Here is an 18,012-nt window from a genome sequence, read left to right as displayed (position 1 = left end):
TAATCACAGAATAGAACAGTTCGGAGAGAGGGGTGTAACAGATGGATAAGCATGATGCGGCCTTAACGAAGCATGAGCAGTTGCTTCATCATATCGAGAGCTTGAAGCCTGGGACGAAGATCTCCGTAAGGAAGCTGGCCAAGGAGCAGGGCGTCAGCGAAGGAACAGCCTATCGTGCCGTAAAGGATGCAGAGAGCATGGGCATCGTCATTACGAAGGAGAGAATCGGTACTGTTCGCGTAGAAAAAAAACCAAGAAATTTGTCCGAGCAGCTAACCTTTTCCGAGGTGGTGGATATCGTTGAAGGCCATGTGCTAGGAGGCGCTAGAGGATTAACGAAGGCGCTGAACAAGTATGCGATCGGCGCAATGAAGCTTGATGCCATGGCAAGGTATATTGATGCGGGAAGCCTGCTCATTGTCGGCAACCGTGAGGATGCTCATCGCCTTGCCTTGGAGCATGGAGCAGGCGTGCTGATTACAGGCGGCTTCGGAACGAGCCGCGAGGTAAAGATGCTTGCTGATTCGCTGGATCTCCCGATCATCAGCTCGAAGGATGATACGTTTACGGTCGCTACGATGATCAACCGCGCCTTATTCGATCGCTTGATCAAGAAGAAGATCATGCTCGTTGAGGATATTGTCAATACTTCATCGTCCATCTCGGTCCTGCGCTCCTCAAGCACCGTGAAGCAGTTCGATCAGCTGCGGGATCGTACCGGCCTCAATCGATTCCCTATCGTAGATGAGTGGAATCGCGTGGTCGGCATCATTACCTACAAGGATGTTGCAGGCGCAGGCCCTGATCAGACACTTGACAAGCTCTATACGCGCCATCCGATCACCGTCTCGCTCACGACTACGCTGGCATCTGCAGCGCACATGATGGTGTGGGAGGGGATCGAGGTGCTCCCTGTCGTGGATCGCAATCGCAAGCTGATCGCCATGATTACTCGCCGCGAGGTTCTGCACGCCATGCGTGATTCCAGAAAGGAGCCGCAGCTTGGAGAAACCTTCGATGATCTGATCTGGAACGGATTCGAGGAGCTTCGGGATGAGGAAGGGATGCTGTACTTCCAAGGCATGATTACCCCACAGATGGTTACTGGCTTAGGGTCTGTCTCTGAAGGGGTGATGATGTCGATTATGACCAATGCCGCCACCCGCATTGCGAAGGATGTCCGCGGCCATGATCATATTATGGAGAATATGACCTCCTACTTCGTTCGTCCGATTCAGATCGAGGATATTGTGACTCTCGTCCCAAGAATTATCGAGACGAGCCGCAAATTCTGCAAGCTTGATATGGAGATGCGATTGAATCAGCAGTTGGTGGCAAAGGTCATGCTGACGCTGCAATCGATCGGCAATGAATAATTGAAGTTTAAGAAAAGCACATTCTACGAATGATGTATTGATTGAGCCCTACTTGTATTTTAATAACAAAGAAAAGGACTTCATGTCTCCCTTTACCAGTGGATCATGAAGTCCTTTTCTACATAAATGACAGGTATCGCTTTGATACGAATAATGAGAAGGCACTTGTTGGGTCATGATGACATTAGCATGGGTTAGGAGCGGCTGCTTAATTGGCTGGCAGCTGAAGCTCTGCTTTCTTTCTATAGATCAAATAAGGAGAGCAGCCGTCTCGGTCCGTTTAGGAGTTGACCCCGCGCTCTGCAAGCAGACGCTGGAAGGACGCGTGATTGCGCAGGCCGGCAAACAGGTTGAAGGCGCCTAGGCACAAAAGCACGGATCCGACAATAACGCGAACTGTCGACCCGGTAAACATGGTCATCTGGATGACGGCGATGAAGATGAGCATAAAGCCCATGCTGATGTTCATGCGAGCAGCATACAAGCCTTTAAGAACAGCATCCATGCTTCGTCTGGAGCGGAAGCTGAAGAAGACAGAGCTTAGTGATGCGGCGCAGATTAAAGCGATTAGAATCGTTTGAATCACTTGCATAGCAGGATGGGGACCCCTTTCTCGTTGTCTGTTTTCATCATTTTACCATATAAAGGGTGGCCAAACTATACTGCTGAAGTGAACAAGCATCTGATTTGTCTAGTAGATTAGCTTGGATTGCGCCGGCAGCTTGTTCTCACTCAGATAAAAACCTGCTTAGAGCTTGCAGGGCAGGAGGCTGATTTAAGGTGCTGTAGGCAGCTGCAATCTGGCATCGACCCACACATGCAGAACCCCTTCAGCGACGAGCATCGTACGTACGGAAATGGTGTAGTCATGGTCATTAATATTCGTGTATACCTTGCTGGTTAAGAGTCCTTCAATCAGCTTCGTATATTCATCGATTTGAAAGACACTCCTGCCTTTCATGCCGCCAAGATCCTGCAGCAGCTTCTTCTTAAGAAGCGCTTCATCAGCCGCAGGGATATCCTGCTTGTGCTGCTCGTAGATATGCACAGAAATGCTCTTAATGACCGAAGATTGATGCTTGTATCGAATCAAATCTTCATTCTCGGCTTGATAGTGGGAGAGCTTGTCCTGCAGGTCCAGATTGCGCATCGTCAGCTCTTGGATCTGATGAAGGAAGATCGCGTGGTAGACGCAAGCCCCGATGAGCATGCCGATGATGATCAATGCCAGATCGCGGATGAGAAGGCGGATATGCATGCGCTCACCCCCTTGCTCGACATATCCATTGAATCAGCTCTGTCCCTAGATGAGCACCCAAGAAAGATACCAGAATAAGCATGAGCTGCTTGAATACTGGCGGAAGATTGCCCAGCATGAAGTTCGTTTCAATAATGCGAAGCGGATCGATCGTTCCTCCTACTGCTGCAACAATCGCCCATATTTTTAGATGTTCAGCAATATGCCTCATCGTATCTACAGGAGACTTAAGAGCAATCACACTTCCGATGCCAGCAAGCATGGAGCCTCCTACAACGACACCGAGCGCGATGCAAAAATCAATGATCGCCTTGGAAAAAAAGTCTGACATGAGCATGAACTCCTTTATGCGGAGTGGACAAACATTGCCCCTTGTACATATATAGGCGATAGCATTGAAAATATGTTACAATCAAAGACGAAAGTATGTTCGGGAATGATAAGCAGTGGAGCAAGGCCGAGCAGGGTGTCTTACCCTTCGTGAACATACGCGATAGGAAATGATTAGAGAACTGGAGTGAAGCGCATGAGTGGATTCGTACACTTGCACGTACATAGTGAATACAGTCTTTTGGATGGAGCTGCTCGCATTGAAGCTTTAGCTGAGCGTGCTGCTGCCCATGGCATGACTGCGCTTGCACTGACCGATCATGGCGTAATGTACGGTACGATTGCGTTCTATAAGGCATGTCTGAAGCATGGCATCAAGCCCATCATTGGCATCGAGGCTTATGTGACGACAGGCTCGCGCCATGATAAGGGGTCCCGCAAGGATCAGCCCATCTATCATTTGCTGCTGCTAGCAAAGAACAATCAAGGCTATCGCAATCTGATGAAGATTACGAGTATTGGACATCTAGAAGGCTTTCATTACAAGCCTCGCGTCGATATGGAGACGTTGCGTCAATACAGTGAAGGCATTATCTGTACCAGTGCTTGTCTTGGCAGTGAGATTTCCCAGCATGTGCTGCATGAGCGTTTGGATGAAGCCAAGGCGGCGGCCTTGCGATATAAAGAGATTTTTCATGACGGCTTCTATCTGGAGCTTCAGGATCATGGGCTGAACGAACAGAAGAAAGTGAATATGGGGCTGATCGAGCTCAGCAAAGAGCTTGATATCCCGCTTGTATGCACGAATGACGTGCATTATTTGGAGCCAGAGGATGCCGCCATGCAGGATGTGCTGATCTGCATCGGCACAGGTAAGACGGTAGAGGATGAGACGAGGCTTCGGATCGCTACGAATCAGCTGTACCTGAAGTCTTCAGAGCAGATGAAGGCATTGTTCCCTCATGTCCCTGAAGCGATCCAGAATACTCTGGCTATAGCTGAACAGTGTCAGGTAGACATCGTATTTGGGGAAAGCGTGCTTCCAGAATTCTCTCCAATTCCAGAAGGCATGACGTCAAGCGGGTATTTGCGCTCTTTGTGCGAGACAGGGCTTGGCAAGCGATATGAGCGGCTCCCGGAATGGAAGCAGCAATCTTTCCAGACACAGGCCAAAGAGCGCTTGGATTATGAGCTTCGCACGATCGAGCAGATGGGATTCTCCGATTATTTTTTGATTGTATGGGACTTTATTCGCTACGCGCACGAGGCTGGAATTATGACAGGTCCCGGTCGGGGATCTTCGGCAGGCAGCCTTGTGGCGTATACGCTAAATATTACGAATGTCGATCCGCTCAAATATAAGCTTCTCTTCGAACGCTTCTTGAACCCGGAGCGGGTGACGATGCCCGATATTGATATTGACTTTAATGATGAGCGTCGAGATGAAGTCATCACTTACGTCTCTGAGAAGTATGGCAGCGACCGGGTTGCTCAGATCATTACGTTCGGTACGATGGCCGCTCGCGCTGCGGTGCGCGATGTAGGTCGCGTCCTTAACGTTCCTTATCAGGTAGCGGATAAGGTCGCGAAGCTGATTCCGCAGCAGCTTGGGATGACGCTCGCGGAAGCGCTGCGAACGAGTGATGAGCTGCGCGCCTACCGAGAGGCAGAAGAGCGGGTAAGGGAACTGCTGGATATGGCGGCCAAAGTGGAAGGCATGCCGAGGCACGCCTCGACTCATGCCGCAGGCGTGGTTATCAGTCCAGAGCCGCTTACTCACTTTGTTCCGCTGCAAGAAGGCACAGAACATACGGCGCTGACACAGTATTCGATGGAGCACCTCGAAGCCATCGGCATGCTCAAGATGGACTTTCTTGGTCTTCGCACATTGTCCATTATTGAGCGCACGCTTGCTTGGATTGCAGAGCAGGAGGGAGAGGTGCCTGATCTGAATCGCGTAGACGATAAGGACCCCAAGACGTATGAACTGCTGGGACGAGGTGAGACGACAGGCCTGTTCCAACTGGAATCCGCTGGTGTTAGACGCGTGCTGCGCGAGATGAAGCCTTCTAGCTTCGAGGATATCGTCTCCGTGCTGGCGCTGTATCGTCCGGGTCCGATGGAGTTTATCCCGAACTTCATTCAGAGCAAGCATGGCTTGAAGCCTGTCGAGTATCCGCATGCTGATCTTGAGCCGATTCTAAAGGACACGTACGGCATTATTGTGTATCAGGAACAGATCATGCAGATTGCCTCTCTAATGGCGGGATTCAGCTTGGGCGAGGCCGATCTGCTGCGGCGTGCGGTGTCGAAGAAGAAGCGTGAGGTGCTCGATCAGGAGCGGACCCACTTTGTTGCAGGCAGCTTGAAGCAGGGCTACAGGGAAGCGGAGGCGAACCGCGTCTACGACATGATTGTCCGCTTCGCCGATTACGGCTTCCCGCGGGCGCATGCGGCAGCCTATGCGGTGCTGGCGTTTCAGACCGCCTATCTAAAGTCGCATTATCCGCATGCCTTCATGGCCTCCATGCTGACTGCCCAGATGGGCAATCACCGCAAGACGGCCGAGTATATCGAGGATTGCAGGAAGCTTGGGATTGAGGTGCTGCCGCCAGATATCAATGAGAGCGGGCTGACCTTCACGCCGGTGACGGGAGCAATTCGATTCGGCTTAGCGGCAATCAAGAATGTAGGAACGCTTGCGATTGAGAGCATCATGAAAGAGCGGGCTGAACGTCCTTATGAGGACTTGCAGGACTTCTGCAGGCGAGTGGACTTGAGAGTGACTAATCGCCGCGTTATGGAGTCGCTTATTCAAGCAGGCGCCATGGATTGCCTGCCTGGGCATCGCGCCCAACTGCTTGCAATGCTTGACGATACGCTGGAGGCAGCGGCGAAGTGGCGCAAGGAGCGGGAGGACTTGCAGATTCAACTGTTCAACTTCGTAGAGGTGAACAACTGGTCGATCGACTATCCCGAGATTCCGCCGTTTACAACGGGACAGCAGCTTGAGCTTGAACGGGAGCTGCTCGGCATGTATTTGTCTGGCCATCCGCTGGATGAGTATGCCGAACTGCTGGAGAAGTCAGAGGCGGACCGGCTGATTGACCTCCATGAGGCTAAAGATGAGACGGAATGCGTCGTAGCAGGCATGGTCGTATCCGAGCGCGTGATCGTCACGAAGAAGGGCAAGCCTATGGCCTTTATTGAGCTGGAGGATCGCATCGAGCGTGCAGAGGTGGTGCTCTTCCCGGAGGTGTGGAAGAAGGCTCGCCCGCACGTGTCGAAGGGCGCCCTGCTTGCGATACGCGCTAAGCTGCAGCAGCAGGATGAAGGCTTCAAGCTGCTCGCGCACGATGTGGCGCCGCTTGATCCGCGCGCGGTCGACGCGATGCTGCGCGACCGCGCGCGCTACCAGCGCAGGGCCGAGGGCTACAGCACGCCTCGGCCTGCGCAGGAGGGAGCCGCTCCCCCTCATGCAGGGAGCGGCTCCCCAGAGCGCCGCAGCCACGCTGCACGCGGCGCTCTGGGAAAGGGCGATGCGACGGCTGCCATGGCCGAGCCAGCGCATCGCGCTGCCCCGCGGCCGCAAGCGAAGACGCGCGAGCACGCCCGCGTAGCGGCCAGCAGCCAGCAGGCGAGCTCCTCTATTGACGGAGCTCCGCGGGCGAAGGGCAGCCACGCGCGCAGTGCGCAGCGCGTGTACATCAAGATCACTGCGGACCAAGAGCAGCCTGAGCGCTTGAATGAGCTGAAAGCTCTTATTCAGGCTCATCCGGGTCCGCTTGCGACTGTGCTGTTCTATGAACGCGAACAGCAGCTGCGTGCGCTCAGCGAGAAGTATGCAGTTAAGCCTTCTCCTGAGTTGTTCAAGCGCATCGAGATGATCTTTGGTGAAGGAACGGTAAGAGTTCGATAACCCGTGTATCGTCTAGGTTGAATTTTTATATGCCAGCTTATAGATTCTCAATGAATGCCGAGTCTATCGTGTAGAGAGGGTGGAACCTCCTAATCGATAGGCTCGGCTTTTTTTCTTTTTTCTTAGGCAATAGCAGATCAAGTTTACTATAAGTCAATAGTCGTAGAGTGTTGTATGGATAAGGGAGAATATTCGGAGAAAGCTTCCTTAAATAAGATAAAAGTATCCCTTACGGTTCGATACGCTTATGCCAGCACCAATGATTGGAATCGCTTCGAAAACAAGGCGGATATTGGCTGATATCGCTTGAATAAAGCTAGAATGCCTGTTTTTTGACGCTGCAAACTTAAAGGGCTTCATATAGCAGAAATACCATATGCTGAGGGCTGCACATAAATGTACCAGTAGAAGAATTTCTCCCCTCATCAGAGGAATGTATCCTTTAAATGCCCCTATCTGTGAACTAGACTGGAAGTAGGTCAAACACAACTAAAGCAGCAAAAATAGAGCTAGGGGGTTATTAAAAAATGAAAAGATCTTCATTGCTACTCGTAAGTATCATGTTGTTGTTCTCCATGTTCTTGGCAGCATGCGGAAGCAATAACTCCAGCACGCCTTCTAAAGAAGGCGAGACATCATCCGGTACAGAAACGAGCACAGAAGCGAAGAAAGATCCGGTTAATCTTCGTGTATTCTCCACTTTCGGCGGTACGGACGCTGCTCGTGAAGCGTTCCAAGGCGTTCTGGATGAGTTTGTTGAGAAGAATCCGCACGTTAAGATCGAGAATGATACGATGTCTGCAAATGATGACGGTTTCAGAACGAAAGTTAACACTGATATGAATACTGGCAATGAGCCAGACTTGCTCTTCTACTTCATCGGTACGGACGCTGAAGGATTTGTAAACGCTGGCAAAGTTGTTCCGCTGAACCAAATCCTTGATGACAACCCAGATTGGAAAAACGGATTTATTCCGAGTGCACTTGAGCTTGCTAGACAAAAAGACGGCAACATCTATGCTGCACCATTGACTGGTTTCTACGAAGGTTTGTTCGTGAATAAGAAGATCTTCGAAGAAAATGGCTTGGAGCTTCCGACAGATTGGGAAAAGCTGAAAACAGCTGTAACCAAATTGTCTGAAAAAGGCATCATTCCATTGTCTGTACCATTCGACCAATCCCACTACTTGATCGAGCACGCAATCTTGTCTGCTGCAGGTCCTGAGAGCCAAGCTAAAGGCTTGATTGACGGCGTTGATCCAAACTGGGAAAAAGGTTACGCAGCAATGAAAGAACTGTATGATCTCGGTGCATTCCCTAAAGATGCAGCGACAATCGACCTCAGCATGGCTGGAAACTACTACAGCGAAGGTCTTGGCGCAATGATTCTTGAAGGATCTTGGGCAATTGGCGGTTGGAGCGAAGAGACACGCAACAACTCTACAGTCATTCCATTCCCTGCTGTGCCTGGCGGTGCAGGCAGCGGTAACGATATCGTAGGTGGCTTCGGCACTGGTTTCTACCTCTCCAAAGCGACTTATGACGATGCTGCGAAGAAAGACACGACGATTGAATTGCTGAAGTTCTTGACTTCTCCAGAGAGCATTCAAAAGATCGCAACTGCAAATGGCGGTACTCCTGCTGCTGATGTTGAAGTAACAGGCTTGGCACAAGTTGCACTTGATGGTTTTGCTATGGCGGCAAAAGCTGATTCCATCAGCTCTCCAGTAGACAGCAAGGTGTCTCAAGAAACGTTCTCTAACCTGCGTTCAAACGTACAACCGGTTGTAACAGGCAAGAAGACGCCAACAGAAGCGATTGAAGACGCGAAGAAGACTGAGGATGCTAACAAAAATTAATTTTTGATTAGCAACGGTTGAATTAAATGTGACGTACGCCGCCCTCCAGTACTCGGGCGGCGTAGTCATTTGGAGATGAATGCAGTAAAAAATAACCATTAAAGGTGATACGTTATGAAGGGTGACCGCAAATATATCTTCACGTTCTTGCTACCAGCAGCGGTGTTCATGTCGGTCTTTCTATACTACCCGTTCTTCAAAAGTGTTTATCTCAGCTTCTTTAGAACGACCGGGTTTTTCGACAAGAAGTTTATTGGCTGGGATAATTACAAGCGACTTTTTACCGACGAGTTGCTCGGTGCGGCAACATTGCACACTTTAGAGATTATGCTCTATGTTATCGTGTTCCAAGTCGGTATTGCTTTATTGCTTGCAGTACTAGTAGACAATATCAGCAAGTTTAAAGGTTTTTATCGAACCGTATTCTTCTTCCCAGTAGTTATTTCCGGTACGGCGATTTCATTGTTATTCGTGCTCGTTTACAACTACAACTTTGGATTGCTGAATAATTTGCTAGCGGGCTTTGGCATTGAGAAGATCCTCTGGCTTGATGAGAGCAACGCGCTTCGAGCAGTAGCGATTCCAACGGTATGGCACTATGTCGGATTCTACTTCGTCTTGTTCCTGACAGCCATGTCCAAGATTCCTTCAGACTATTACGAAGCAGCGAAGCTTGAGGGGATTACAGGAGTCAAGAAGACCTTTTTGCTTACCATACCTTTGATTATGAGCGATATTAAGGTCGTCATTACGTTGGCTATTACAGGTACTCTGAAAGTATTTGAGTTCATTTGGGTTATCACCAAGGGTCAGAACGGAACAGAAGTACTTGGCACGTATATGTATAAGAAAGCAATGGTGGACCAGAACTTCGGTTATGGTTCCGCAATAGCGATATATATGGTGGTGTTCGGGGTCATCTTGGCGCTCGTAGCCAACCGGTTGTTGAAGAGAGATGAGATAACATACTAAGCATTATAGGGGTGTACAGTGATGGAGCCAACCAAAGTCGTTGCACATAAAACTTTGCGAGTGAAGTCAGGACGGTTTAGTTTAGGCACCACCTTGATGCATGTCGTGTTAATCGCGTGGGCCTTAACAACAATCTATCCTTTGTTCTGGATTGTCAATAACTCTTTTAAGATGTCTCGTGACGTCATGAATGACTCCTTTGCTTTCGCATGGAGTCCAGTGCTAACCAACTATATGAATGCATTTGATCGCATGAACATCGGTATGAGTTATGTCAACAGCTTGATCATGTCCTTTAGTACCGTATTCTTGGTACTGCTATTCGGCGGCTTGGCAGCCTATGTTCTGTCTAGGTTCCAATTCCGCGGCAAGAGAACGATCTATTCGATTCTTTATGCAACCTTATTGATTCCAGCGTTCGCGACGGTAGTGCCTGTATATGAGCTTTTGATTCATACGAAGCTCGTTAACACCTATTTGGGGCTGATCCTGCCTCAAACAGCTGGCAACTTGACGTTTGCTACGCTCATTATTGCAGGATACATGGCGACGATTCCTAAGGAATTGGAGGAAGCATCTTTCATTGACGGATGCAACCGCTGGCAGATGTTTACGAAAGTGTTTCTGCCCATTTCTCAGCCTGTATTTGCTTCCGCAAGTATCTTCGTATTCTTATGGTCCTACAATGACTTGTTCTCTGCGCTTATCTTCGTAAATAAAGAGAACGTTCGTCCGATTGTTGCCTTGCTGAATGAGATCAGCTCCCAGTACGGAACTGACTTTGGCTTGATGGCAACTGCAGTATCTTTAACGGTGATTCCGGTATTGCTCGTTTATCTGTTCATATCCAAGTATATTGAGAAGGGTCTGACAGAAGGAGCAATTAAAGGATAAACGTCCACTTTCGTTCTGCCTACGAGATGGACATTGTAACAGCATAATCCCTAGATAAGGCGCCTCTTCTGGATAACAAAGTTGTATGTACAACTTGCAGATAAGGCGTCCTTGTCTGTTTACAACAAAAAAATGTTAAACCAACTATAAATATATGAATCCTATAAAAATGTAAATGATATGAAAAAGAGTCGTAAATTTATGCCATAAGGAGGTTCGCAGCAAGAAGAGAGATTGACTCCATCGAAACGGTAAGCTTGCCTAAGCAAATAGATGTTTCATTGAATGCTATGCATGATAGGATCAGCGTTTATCTTCAAATAAAAGTTCATTTTAATAGAGAGCATTCTAATAACTCCCATCTATCTGAGCATATATTTCCATCTTTATTAACTTTCATGAATCGTGTCACCAATTCTTCATATGGCGCATACACATAAGAACTACCCTTTAGGAGTGCCAGTGAAGGAGGACGTCTCATGACTTATGATGCAGCAGCAAAGTGGTTGGAGCAGCGCGGGGTAACGTTAGAATCAATCGCAGACATTGTCTATGAGCTCCAAAAGCCCTATAATGATGTCTTGCGGATAGATGATTGCATGGAAAGTGTGAAGGCCGTACTAAGGAAGCGAGAGGTGCAGTATACGCTCATGACAGGAATTGCGCTTGATGTCTTAGCCGAGCGCAAGCAGCTGCCAGAGCCGCTGCAATCGATGCTGACGGAGGATGAATCGCTGTATGGGGTCGATGAGACTCTAGCGTTAGGCATTACGAGCATGTATGGCATGATCGGATTGACGAGCTTTGGCTATCTGGATAAAGCGAAGGTTGGGGTGCTAAATGGCCTCAATAACAGCAAGAGCCATGTCCATGTGTTCTTAGATGACTTGGTAGCTGGCATAGCCGCTGCCGCATCCTCGCGAATCGCTCATCAGAATGAGAAAGCAAACGTATACGACCGATATGATTCTCTGCTGCCGTAATCTGTCCAGTCGAGTTGAAGGTGCGGCTGAATTTCAATAGCAATTCCCGTCATCTTAGGGATGACTTTCCTTTATCCTTGGTTGCGGTTAAATTGTAAATTATGTTATCATTATGGCATTATACATGAGCTTTTGAAGGATCGTTAGGGGGGTCACACGCGAATGTGGACAGTTATCTACATCGCACCGACTGCCAAAATCGCAGATATGATTCTTGCCAGACTGACGGAAGAAGGTTTCCTGGTGCGCATGCGTGCGATTCATCAGTCGAAGCAGCAATTTGAGGTGCTTGTGCCTTCCGGGGAAGTTGAAGAAGTGCAGGAAGTTCTTAATTCGATTTTGCATGCGTAATCCGGCTGCTTGTTGAACAGAAGGTTGTTCAGACAGCCGATTTTTGTTGTCCGGGTGTAGGACATACAGTTGATGCTTATGAATGTAGCATCAATACATATCACGCTCAGAGAGGTGTAACGGGTGTTCAAAGACTTATTTCAAAAAAAGAAAAAGTATGCCACGGTTCCATCCGTGCGTGATAACCATAATCGTCCGAAGCGAGAGATACCTGAGGGTATCATGAACAAATGTCCGAAGTGTGGAAACATTCAATATTTCAAGGAACTAGAGAAGAATCTGAAGGTATGCTCTGAATGTGATCATCATATGCGTCTTAATGCGTTTGAGCGTATTAGCATGACGTTAGATGATGGACGCTTCTTCGAGTATGACAGCGAGATGACGTCTGCTGACCCGTTGAACTTCCCGGGCTATGTGGAGAAGCTGAAGCAGCAGCATGAGAAGTCAGGACTTCATGAGGCTGTTATTACAGGCGAGGGCACGATAGGCGGGTTCCCTGTGGTTATGGCCGTTATGAGCGCGGATTTCTTCACAGGCAGCATGGGTTCTGTCGTTGGTGAGAAGGTTACCCGCGCCATCGAGATGGCTATCCAGAAGCAGTATCCGCTCATCATCTTCTCCACCTCAGGTGGCGCAAGAATGCAAGAGAGCATTCTGAGCTTGATGCAGATGGCGAAGACAAGCGCAGCGCTTGGCAAGCTTCATGAGAGCGGCGGCTTGTATATTTCCGTCATTACAGACCCTACGTTTGGCGGCATTACCGCCAGCTTTACGATGCTTGGCGATATTATCCTTGCCGAGCCAGGAGCGGTGGTTGGCTTTGCTGGACGCCGTGTCATTGAGCAGACGATACGCCAGAAGCTGCCAGATGAATTCCAGACGGCGGAATTCAACCTGAAGCATGGTCAGATCGATATGGTTGTACATCGCAAGGACATGAAGCAAACCCTTGCGAAGCTGATTGATCTGCACACGGTGAAAGGAGAGGTGACCCATGCAGAATGAGCTACCTTATGAGCAGCCTTTATCAGAGCTCAGGCAGAAGATTGACGAATTGAAGCGCTTTGGATCGGAGAAGGGCATTGACTTCTCTGAAGAAATTGCTCGTCTGGAAGAGCGCTACAAGAAGCTTGAGCAGGAGATCTATACGAACATCAGCCCTTCGCAGAAGATGCATTTGGCCCGACATCATCAACGTCCAACGACTTTGGACTTTATTTCTCATATTTTTACCGACTTCGTGGAGCTTCATGGGGATCGTCTATTTGGCGATGATCTCGCGATTGTAGGCGGGATTGCACGCTTGAATGGAGTCCCCGTAACCGTTATCGGTCACCAGCGTGGCAAGGACACGAAGGATAATATTGCCCGCTTTTTTGGCAGCCCCCATCCAGAGGGCTTTCGCAAGGCGCTTCGTTTGATGTACCAAGCGGATAAGTTCAATCGTCCAATTATTACCCTGATTGATACGAAGGGAGCCTACCCGGGCAATACAGCTGAACAAAGAGGACAAGCAGAGGCGATCGCCCGCAACCTAAGGGATATGGCGATGCTTAAAGTTCCGATTATTTGCGTGGTTATTGGTGAAGGCGGCAGTGGTGGAGCACTGGCGCTAGGCGTCGGTAACCGTGTTCTGATGCTTGAAAATGCCATCTATTCCGTAATCTCGCCAAACGGTGCGGCTTCCATTCTGTGGAAGGATGCGAGCAAGGCAGATCAGGCAGCAGAAGCAATGAAGATCACGGCTAAGGATCTGCTCGAGATGAGCGTGATTGAGGACATCATTCCAGAACCTCAAGGCGGAGCTCACAAGGATGTGGAGGCGACTTCTCTCCTCTTGAAGGAAGCGTTGACGAAGCACCTCAACGAACTGCTTAAGATGACGCCTGATGAGCTGCGTGAGGACCGATATAACAAATTTAGACAAATCGGTCAATTTCAAGAGTGAAAATGACTTGAAATGGTACTCATAAACCGCGAAATAGCTGGAAAAACTTTATAATATGACGATACTCATATACAAATGAAACCGTCTATAGTAAATTATCTTAATGAGAACAATTGCGTATGTTCCGTTTTAGAGATACTAGAGAGCTCACAATTGGAGGAAACCGTAAATGCGTAAAACGAAAATTGTTTGTACGATTGGACCAGCAAGTGAATCCTTGGAGAAGTTGAAACAACTTATCGCTGCAGGCATGAATGTTGCACGTCTTAATTTCTCACATGGAGATTATGAAGAGCATGGTGCGCGCATCACGAACATTCGTCAAGCAGCAGCTGAATTGAACAAGACTGTAGCGATCCTGTTGGACACTAAAGGTCCTGAGATTCGTACAGGCAAGCTTGCTGTTGAGCCGATTGAATTGGTTCAAGACGAGTTCATCACATTGACAACAGAAGAGATTCTTGGTGATAAAGACCGTATTTCGGTTACATATACAGATTTGCCAAGTGATGTTCAAGTTGGATCTACAATTTTGATCGACGATGGCTTGATCGGACTTACGGTTGTTGATATTCAAGGTACAGAGATCAAGTGTAAAATTGTAAACGGTGGCACAATCAAGAGCAAGAAGGGTGTTAACGTTCCAGGCGTAAGCATCTCCTTGCCAGGTATTACTGAAAAAGATGCGAATGACATCCGCTTTGGTATTGAGCAAGGCGTTGATTTCATCGCTGCTTCCTTCGTTCGCAAGGAAAGCGACGTTCTTGAAATTCGCAAGCTTCTTGAAGAGCACAATGCGAAGATCCAAATCATCTCCAAGATCGAGAACCAAGAGGGCGTTGACAACTTGGACTCCATCCTTGAAGTATCTGACGGCTTGATGGTAGCGCGCGGTGACCTCGGGGTAGAAATTCCAGCTGAAGAAGTACCTCTTGCGCAAAAATTGATGATCGAAAAATGCAACTTGGTTGGCAAGCCGGTTATCACAGCTACTCAAATGCTGGATTCCATGCAGCGCAACCCGCGTCCAACTCGTGCAGAGGCAAGTGACGTTGCAAATGCGATCTTCGACGGCACAGATGCAATCATGCTGTCTGGTGAGACTGCTGCTGGTAAATACCCAGTTGAATCTGTCTTGACAATGGCTCGTATCGCTGAGCGTACGGAATCTGCTCTTGAGTATCGTGAGATCTTCACGAAGCAAAGCTTGAAGCAGCAAACTACCGTTACTGACGCAATCAGCCAAGCGGTTGCTAATACAGCATTGGATTTAGACGCAAAAGCAATTATCAGCTCCACACAAACCGGCTATACGGCTCGTATGGTAGCTAAATATCGTCCGAAGGCTCCAATTATTGCAGTAACAGCTTCCGAAGATGTAATGCGTGGTTTGGCGCTTTCTTGGGGCGTTGTTCCTGTTAAAGGAGAGCAAGCAAACTCTACAGACGAAATGTTTGAAGTTGCGACTAAAGGCGGCAAACAAACAGGTATCGTAAACGATGGCGACGTGGTTGTCATCACTGCAGGCGTTCCAGTTGGATGCGCAGGTTCTACGAACTTGGTTAAAGTGGACGTTGTTGGCAAGAGCTGCAACTAAGCATTGATCTTTACGAACCTTCATAGATGCATAATGCATAGCACGCAAGAGCAATGGTGAACAGCCATTGCTCTTGTTGCATATACGGAGGTTCATTGTGGGTATGAGGCATGAAGAAGTGCGGGAAAGGAGAATTCTGAATGGAACGAGCATTATTCATTCCATCTGCGCATAACCCTTGGTATGGACATCCTTTCAGGGCTAGATACCAAGAAACGGATCGAATGGGAGTCGTTTTTCACGGAAATTATGTAACCTGGTTCGAAGTTGGACGTACAGAATGGATAAGAGCACTTGGCATATCCTATAAGCAGTTGGAGGAACAGGGGCTATTGCTCCCTGTTGTAGATCTTCATGTGCGCTATCATCACCCGGCACGTTATGATGATGAGGTCATCGTGTATACGAGATTGACAAGACTAACCCCGATACGAATGACCTTCCAGTCGGTAGTGGTTGGCGTTCCGGAAGAAGCGGAAGAGCAGCCATGCAAAGTAGGATGGGTGAATGAACCGAAAGGAGAATGGTTGGTCGAAGGCGAGACGACGCTTGCCTGGGTAGGAGCAGATTGGCGTCCGAAGCGCTTTGATCGAGAACATCCTGAGATCTGGGACTTGCTGAAGCAGGTCTCTTCAAATGAAGAAAGTAAGAAGTAAGGAAGGTGCGTGGAACGGATGATCTGGATACTTTTGCTGCTAGCGGTTGTACCGGCAATCGAGATCTATGGATTCATATTGATGAGTGATTGGGTTGGCGGGTGGAATACGTTCTTTTTTGTAATTTTGTCGGGATTGATTGGATTAATCATTGTTAGGCATGAAGCAACACAAGTGTTTAAGGATGCCCAGAGCCAGATGCAGTCAGGTCAAGTGCCTGGGCGTGCATTTATTGAGGGGGTTTGTATTTTTGCAGGAGGGGTGCTGCTCCTGTCCCCAGGCTTTTTTACAGACATTGTAGGTTTTACACTCGTATTTCCCTTGACTCGACCGTTCTATCGCCATTTTGTATTGAAGTGGATTGAGAAGAAGATGAAGGATGGCAAGATCATCACATTTCGAAGATTCTAACTGTTAAGCAAGCAATAAGACGGAGAGAGGATGCAATGATCCTGCTCTCCGTCTTTTTAGCATATGATAAGCATTATTGTAAGCTGTATAAGCTCCGTTTGGTTCATCGCCGCCCATAGATGATGTACCGCTGCAGATCTCCCCATAGGTTGGCTCTATGGATGGCAGCACCTATCACTAGTGAGACAGGGCCGATAATTAGGCCGAATACCCCAAACAACTTTAGTCCAACGAACATCGCCACTAACGTTAATAGAGGATCAAGCCCAACGCTTGAGGCAAGCACCTTAGGCTCCATTACCTGCCTTGCAACGAGGACGATTCCGTACAATATGGACAGTCCTATACCGATAGAGGCGTCCCCTGTTATGAAGCAGTAAGCAATCCACGGCACCATCACTGCACCTACACCGAGATAAGGCAGCAAATCTACAATACCGATCAGCATGCCGATCGTCACCGCATAATCCACTCCGATCATCATTAGCCCGATTGTGATCACAACGGCTGTAATCGATATTAGAATAAATTGTGCACGCAAATAGCCAAACAACGCTTTTTGAAGATCAGCCCAGATGGTTTGAATCGGTTTGTGCATGTTTTTTGGAACAACGGATTTCACTAAGGTAAGCCACCGTTTCCAATCCTTGCTGATAAAGAAGGCTGCAAGCAGCACGACGAGTGTAATGGTTGCGATATTTGGCAATGAGGATAGGATAAGCACAATGCTGTTCAATAATCCGCTGACGAGTGTGGTAATGGTATTGGTAACAGATTCGGCTGTTTTGGCAATGTTTGCATTAATCGTATCCTGAAGATTCGGGTTGTCTGAATATAACGAGTTGATTGCGAAAAGAAGGTTTTGCACCTCTTCTTGCTCCAGCATATGCATGAACAGCTCGCGCCATTGATCGAGATAATCCTGAATAGAGAAGGATAAGCTGATGATCTCTTTGACAATTCGCGTGATGGCGGCGGCCGTAATGGTCAGCATGGCGGAGAAGAAGAGTCCTAGTGCGACGGTGACACTGAGCCATCTCGGAAAGCGAAAAAGCTGCTGCATGCCATTTACCAACGGATTCATGAGTAGTGCAATCAGCCAAGCCAAGATAAATGGGTATAGCAGTGGAACCATAACATAGAGAGCAGCAAAGATTGCAAGAGATAGGCATACGATAAAAAGAACACGTAAGAATCGAGACCATTTAATTGTATGGATGTCGCTCACCCCTCCAGAGTCGATTCGTAGGCAGGGGAATTTAGCCTGCGGACAAGTTGCTACATATATATGCAGCTGGGATGAGCAATATGGTTAACATTTTGATATTTGACCCTTAAGAAGTTGGAAAAAATTTGCGGATAAAGGGTTTAACTGTGATTGAAATCATTTTATTATGCCAGTGATAAAGCATTTCTATCCACTTTTTGCATATTCCTCGTTCCCATGAACGACAA

The 18,012-nt window shown here is 48.2% G+C and carries 16 protein-coding genes; 12 read left to right on the top strand and 4 right to left on the bottom strand.

The window, feature by feature from the left end; all coding sequences use genetic code 11:
• Positions 1–41: 41 nt before the first annotated feature.
• Entirely contained in the window at positions 42–1,376 is a 1,335-nt protein-coding gene (locus B9Y93_RS17870) for a DRTGG domain-containing protein (protein WP_085496589.1), read from the top strand.
• A 280-nt stretch (positions 1,377–1,656) separates the two neighbouring features.
• Here B9Y93_RS17870 and B9Y93_RS17865 read toward each other — a convergent pair whose 3' ends face one another.
• From B9Y93_RS17865 to B9Y93_RS17855, 3 genes are all read right to left on the bottom strand, one after another.
• Positions 1,657–1,968, bottom strand: a complete 312-nt coding sequence (locus B9Y93_RS17865; protein ID WP_085496587.1) for a YtpI family protein — start codon at positions 1,966–1,968, stop codon at positions 1,657–1,659.
• 183 nt (positions 1,969–2,151) lie between these two features.
• Positions 2,152–2,634: a sporulation membrane protein YtrI gene (locus B9Y93_RS17860; RefSeq protein WP_085496585.1), complete on the bottom strand. Its 483-nt coding sequence runs from the start codon at positions 2,632–2,634 to the stop codon at positions 2,152–2,154.
• A 4-nt stretch (positions 2,635–2,638) separates the two neighbouring features.
• Entirely contained in the window at positions 2,639–2,965 is a 327-nt protein-coding gene (locus B9Y93_RS17855) for a YtrH family sporulation protein (protein WP_085496582.1), read from the bottom strand.
• A gap of 195 nt (positions 2,966–3,160) precedes the next feature.
• Between B9Y93_RS17855 and B9Y93_RS17850 the strand changes: the two genes are divergently transcribed.
• The 11 genes from B9Y93_RS17850 to B9Y93_RS17800 all read left to right on the top strand — a co-directional run bounded on the left by B9Y93_RS17850 (position 3,161) and on the right by B9Y93_RS17800 (position 16,557).
• Complete coding sequence (locus tag B9Y93_RS17850; RefSeq protein WP_085496580.1) at positions 3,161–6,883, top strand: DNA polymerase III subunit alpha; 3,723 nt, start codon at positions 3,161–3,163, stop codon at positions 6,881–6,883.
• A 527-nt stretch (positions 6,884–7,410) separates the two neighbouring features.
• Positions 7,411–8,742, top strand: a complete 1,332-nt coding sequence (locus B9Y93_RS17845; protein WP_085496578.1) for an ABC transporter substrate-binding protein — start codon at positions 7,411–7,413, stop codon at positions 8,740–8,742.
• Positions 8,743–8,856: 114 nt separating this feature from the next.
• Positions 8,857–9,714, top strand: a complete 858-nt coding sequence (locus B9Y93_RS17840; RefSeq protein ID WP_085496576.1) for a carbohydrate ABC transporter permease — start codon at positions 8,857–8,859, stop codon at positions 9,712–9,714.
• Between the two features lie 21 nt (positions 9,715–9,735).
• A complete protein-coding gene (locus B9Y93_RS17835; RefSeq protein WP_085496574.1) occupies positions 9,736–10,608 on the top strand; it encodes a carbohydrate ABC transporter permease in 873 nt (290 codons plus the stop codon).
• A gap of 479 nt (positions 10,609–11,087) precedes the next feature.
• Positions 11,088–11,591, top strand: a complete 504-nt coding sequence (locus tag B9Y93_RS17830; protein ID WP_085496572.1) for a phosphatidylglycerophosphatase A family protein — start codon at positions 11,088–11,090, stop codon at positions 11,589–11,591.
• A gap of 162 nt (positions 11,592–11,753) precedes the next feature.
• Positions 11,754–11,942: a glutamate decarboxylase gene (locus B9Y93_RS17825; RefSeq protein WP_085496570.1), complete on the top strand. Its 189-nt coding sequence runs from the start codon at positions 11,754–11,756 to the stop codon at positions 11,940–11,942.
• Positions 11,943–12,065: 123 nt separating this feature from the next.
• Positions 12,066–12,950: an acetyl-CoA carboxylase, carboxyltransferase subunit beta gene (gene accD / locus B9Y93_RS17820; RefSeq protein WP_085496567.1), complete on the top strand. Its 885-nt coding sequence runs from the start codon at positions 12,066–12,068 to the stop codon at positions 12,948–12,950.
• Positions 12,940–13,893 carry an acetyl-CoA carboxylase carboxyltransferase subunit alpha gene (locus B9Y93_RS17815; protein ID WP_085496565.1) on the top strand — a complete coding sequence of 318 codons (954 nt, stop codon included), beginning with the start codon at positions 12,940–12,942 and terminating at the stop codon, positions 13,891–13,893. The genes accD and B9Y93_RS17815 overlap by 11 nt, the downstream gene beginning before the upstream one ends.
• A 169-nt stretch (positions 13,894–14,062) precedes the next feature.
• Positions 14,063–15,490: a pyruvate kinase gene (gene pyk / locus B9Y93_RS17810; RefSeq protein ID WP_085496563.1), complete on the top strand. Its 1,428-nt coding sequence runs from the start codon at positions 14,063–14,065 to the stop codon at positions 15,488–15,490.
• Positions 15,491–15,630: 140 nt separating this feature from the next.
• Positions 15,631–16,146, top strand: a complete 516-nt coding sequence (locus B9Y93_RS17805) for an acyl-CoA thioesterase (RefSeq protein WP_085496561.1) — start codon at positions 15,631–15,633, stop codon at positions 16,144–16,146.
• An 18-nt stretch (positions 16,147–16,164) separates the two neighbouring features.
• The gene (locus B9Y93_RS17800) at positions 16,165–16,557 is read left to right on the top strand and encodes an FxsA family protein (protein ID WP_085496560.1); all 393 of its coding nucleotides are present in this window, start codon (positions 16,165–16,167) and stop codon (positions 16,555–16,557) included.
• Positions 16,558–16,660: 103 nt separating this feature from the next.
• Here B9Y93_RS17800 and ytvI read toward each other — a convergent pair whose 3' ends face one another.
• Positions 16,661–17,776 carry a sporulation integral membrane protein YtvI gene (gene ytvI, locus B9Y93_RS17795; RefSeq protein WP_085496851.1) on the bottom strand — a complete coding sequence of 372 codons (1,116 nt, stop codon included), beginning with the start codon at positions 17,774–17,776 and terminating at the stop codon, positions 16,661–16,663.
• Positions 17,777–18,012 lie beyond the last annotated feature (236 nt).

This window comes from Paenibacillus aquistagni, assembly GCF_900177815.1.
Taxonomy (GTDB): domain Bacteria; phylum Bacillota; class Bacilli; order Paenibacillales; family Paenibacillaceae; genus Paenibacillus_B; species Paenibacillus_B aquistagni.
This window is presented reverse-complemented; position numbering and strand designations above follow the sequence as displayed.

Excerpts from the sequence above, each read along its gene's own strand:
- B9Y93_RS17870 (WP_085496589.1), top strand. The coding sequence starts at position 42 with ATGGATAAGCATGATGCGGCCTTAACGAAGCATGAGCAGTTGCTTCAT.
- B9Y93_RS17865 (WP_085496587.1), bottom strand. The coding sequence starts at position 1,968 with ATGCAAGTGATTCAAACGATTCTAATCGCTTTAATCTGCGCCGCATCA.
- B9Y93_RS17860 (WP_085496585.1), bottom strand. The coding sequence starts at position 2,634 with ATGCATATCCGCCTTCTCATCCGCGATCTGGCATTGATCATCATCGGC.
- B9Y93_RS17855 (WP_085496582.1), bottom strand. The coding sequence starts at position 2,965 with ATGTCAGACTTTTTTTCCAAGGCGATCATTGATTTTTGCATCGCGCTC.
- B9Y93_RS17850 (WP_085496580.1), top strand. The coding sequence starts at position 3,161 with ATGAGTGGATTCGTACACTTGCACGTACATAGTGAATACAGTCTTTTG.
- B9Y93_RS17845 (WP_085496578.1), top strand. The coding sequence starts at position 7,411 with ATGAAAAGATCTTCATTGCTACTCGTAAGTATCATGTTGTTGTTCTCC.
- B9Y93_RS17840 (WP_085496576.1), top strand. The coding sequence starts at position 8,857 with ATGAAGGGTGACCGCAAATATATCTTCACGTTCTTGCTACCAGCAGCG.
- B9Y93_RS17835 (WP_085496574.1), top strand. The coding sequence starts at position 9,736 with ATGGAGCCAACCAAAGTCGTTGCACATAAAACTTTGCGAGTGAAGTCA.
- B9Y93_RS17830 (WP_085496572.1), top strand. The coding sequence starts at position 11,088 with ATGACTTATGATGCAGCAGCAAAGTGGTTGGAGCAGCGCGGGGTAACG.
- B9Y93_RS17825 (WP_085496570.1), top strand. The coding sequence starts at position 11,754 with ATGTGGACAGTTATCTACATCGCACCGACTGCCAAAATCGCAGATATG.
- B9Y93_RS17815 (WP_085496565.1), top strand. The coding sequence starts at position 12,940 with ATGCAGAATGAGCTACCTTATGAGCAGCCTTTATCAGAGCTCAGGCAG.
- pyk (WP_085496563.1), top strand. The coding sequence starts at position 14,063 with ATGCGTAAAACGAAAATTGTTTGTACGATTGGACCAGCAAGTGAATCC.
- B9Y93_RS17805 (WP_085496561.1), top strand. The coding sequence starts at position 15,631 with ATGGAACGAGCATTATTCATTCCATCTGCGCATAACCCTTGGTATGGA.
- B9Y93_RS17800 (WP_085496560.1), top strand. The coding sequence starts at position 16,165 with ATGATCTGGATACTTTTGCTGCTAGCGGTTGTACCGGCAATCGAGATC.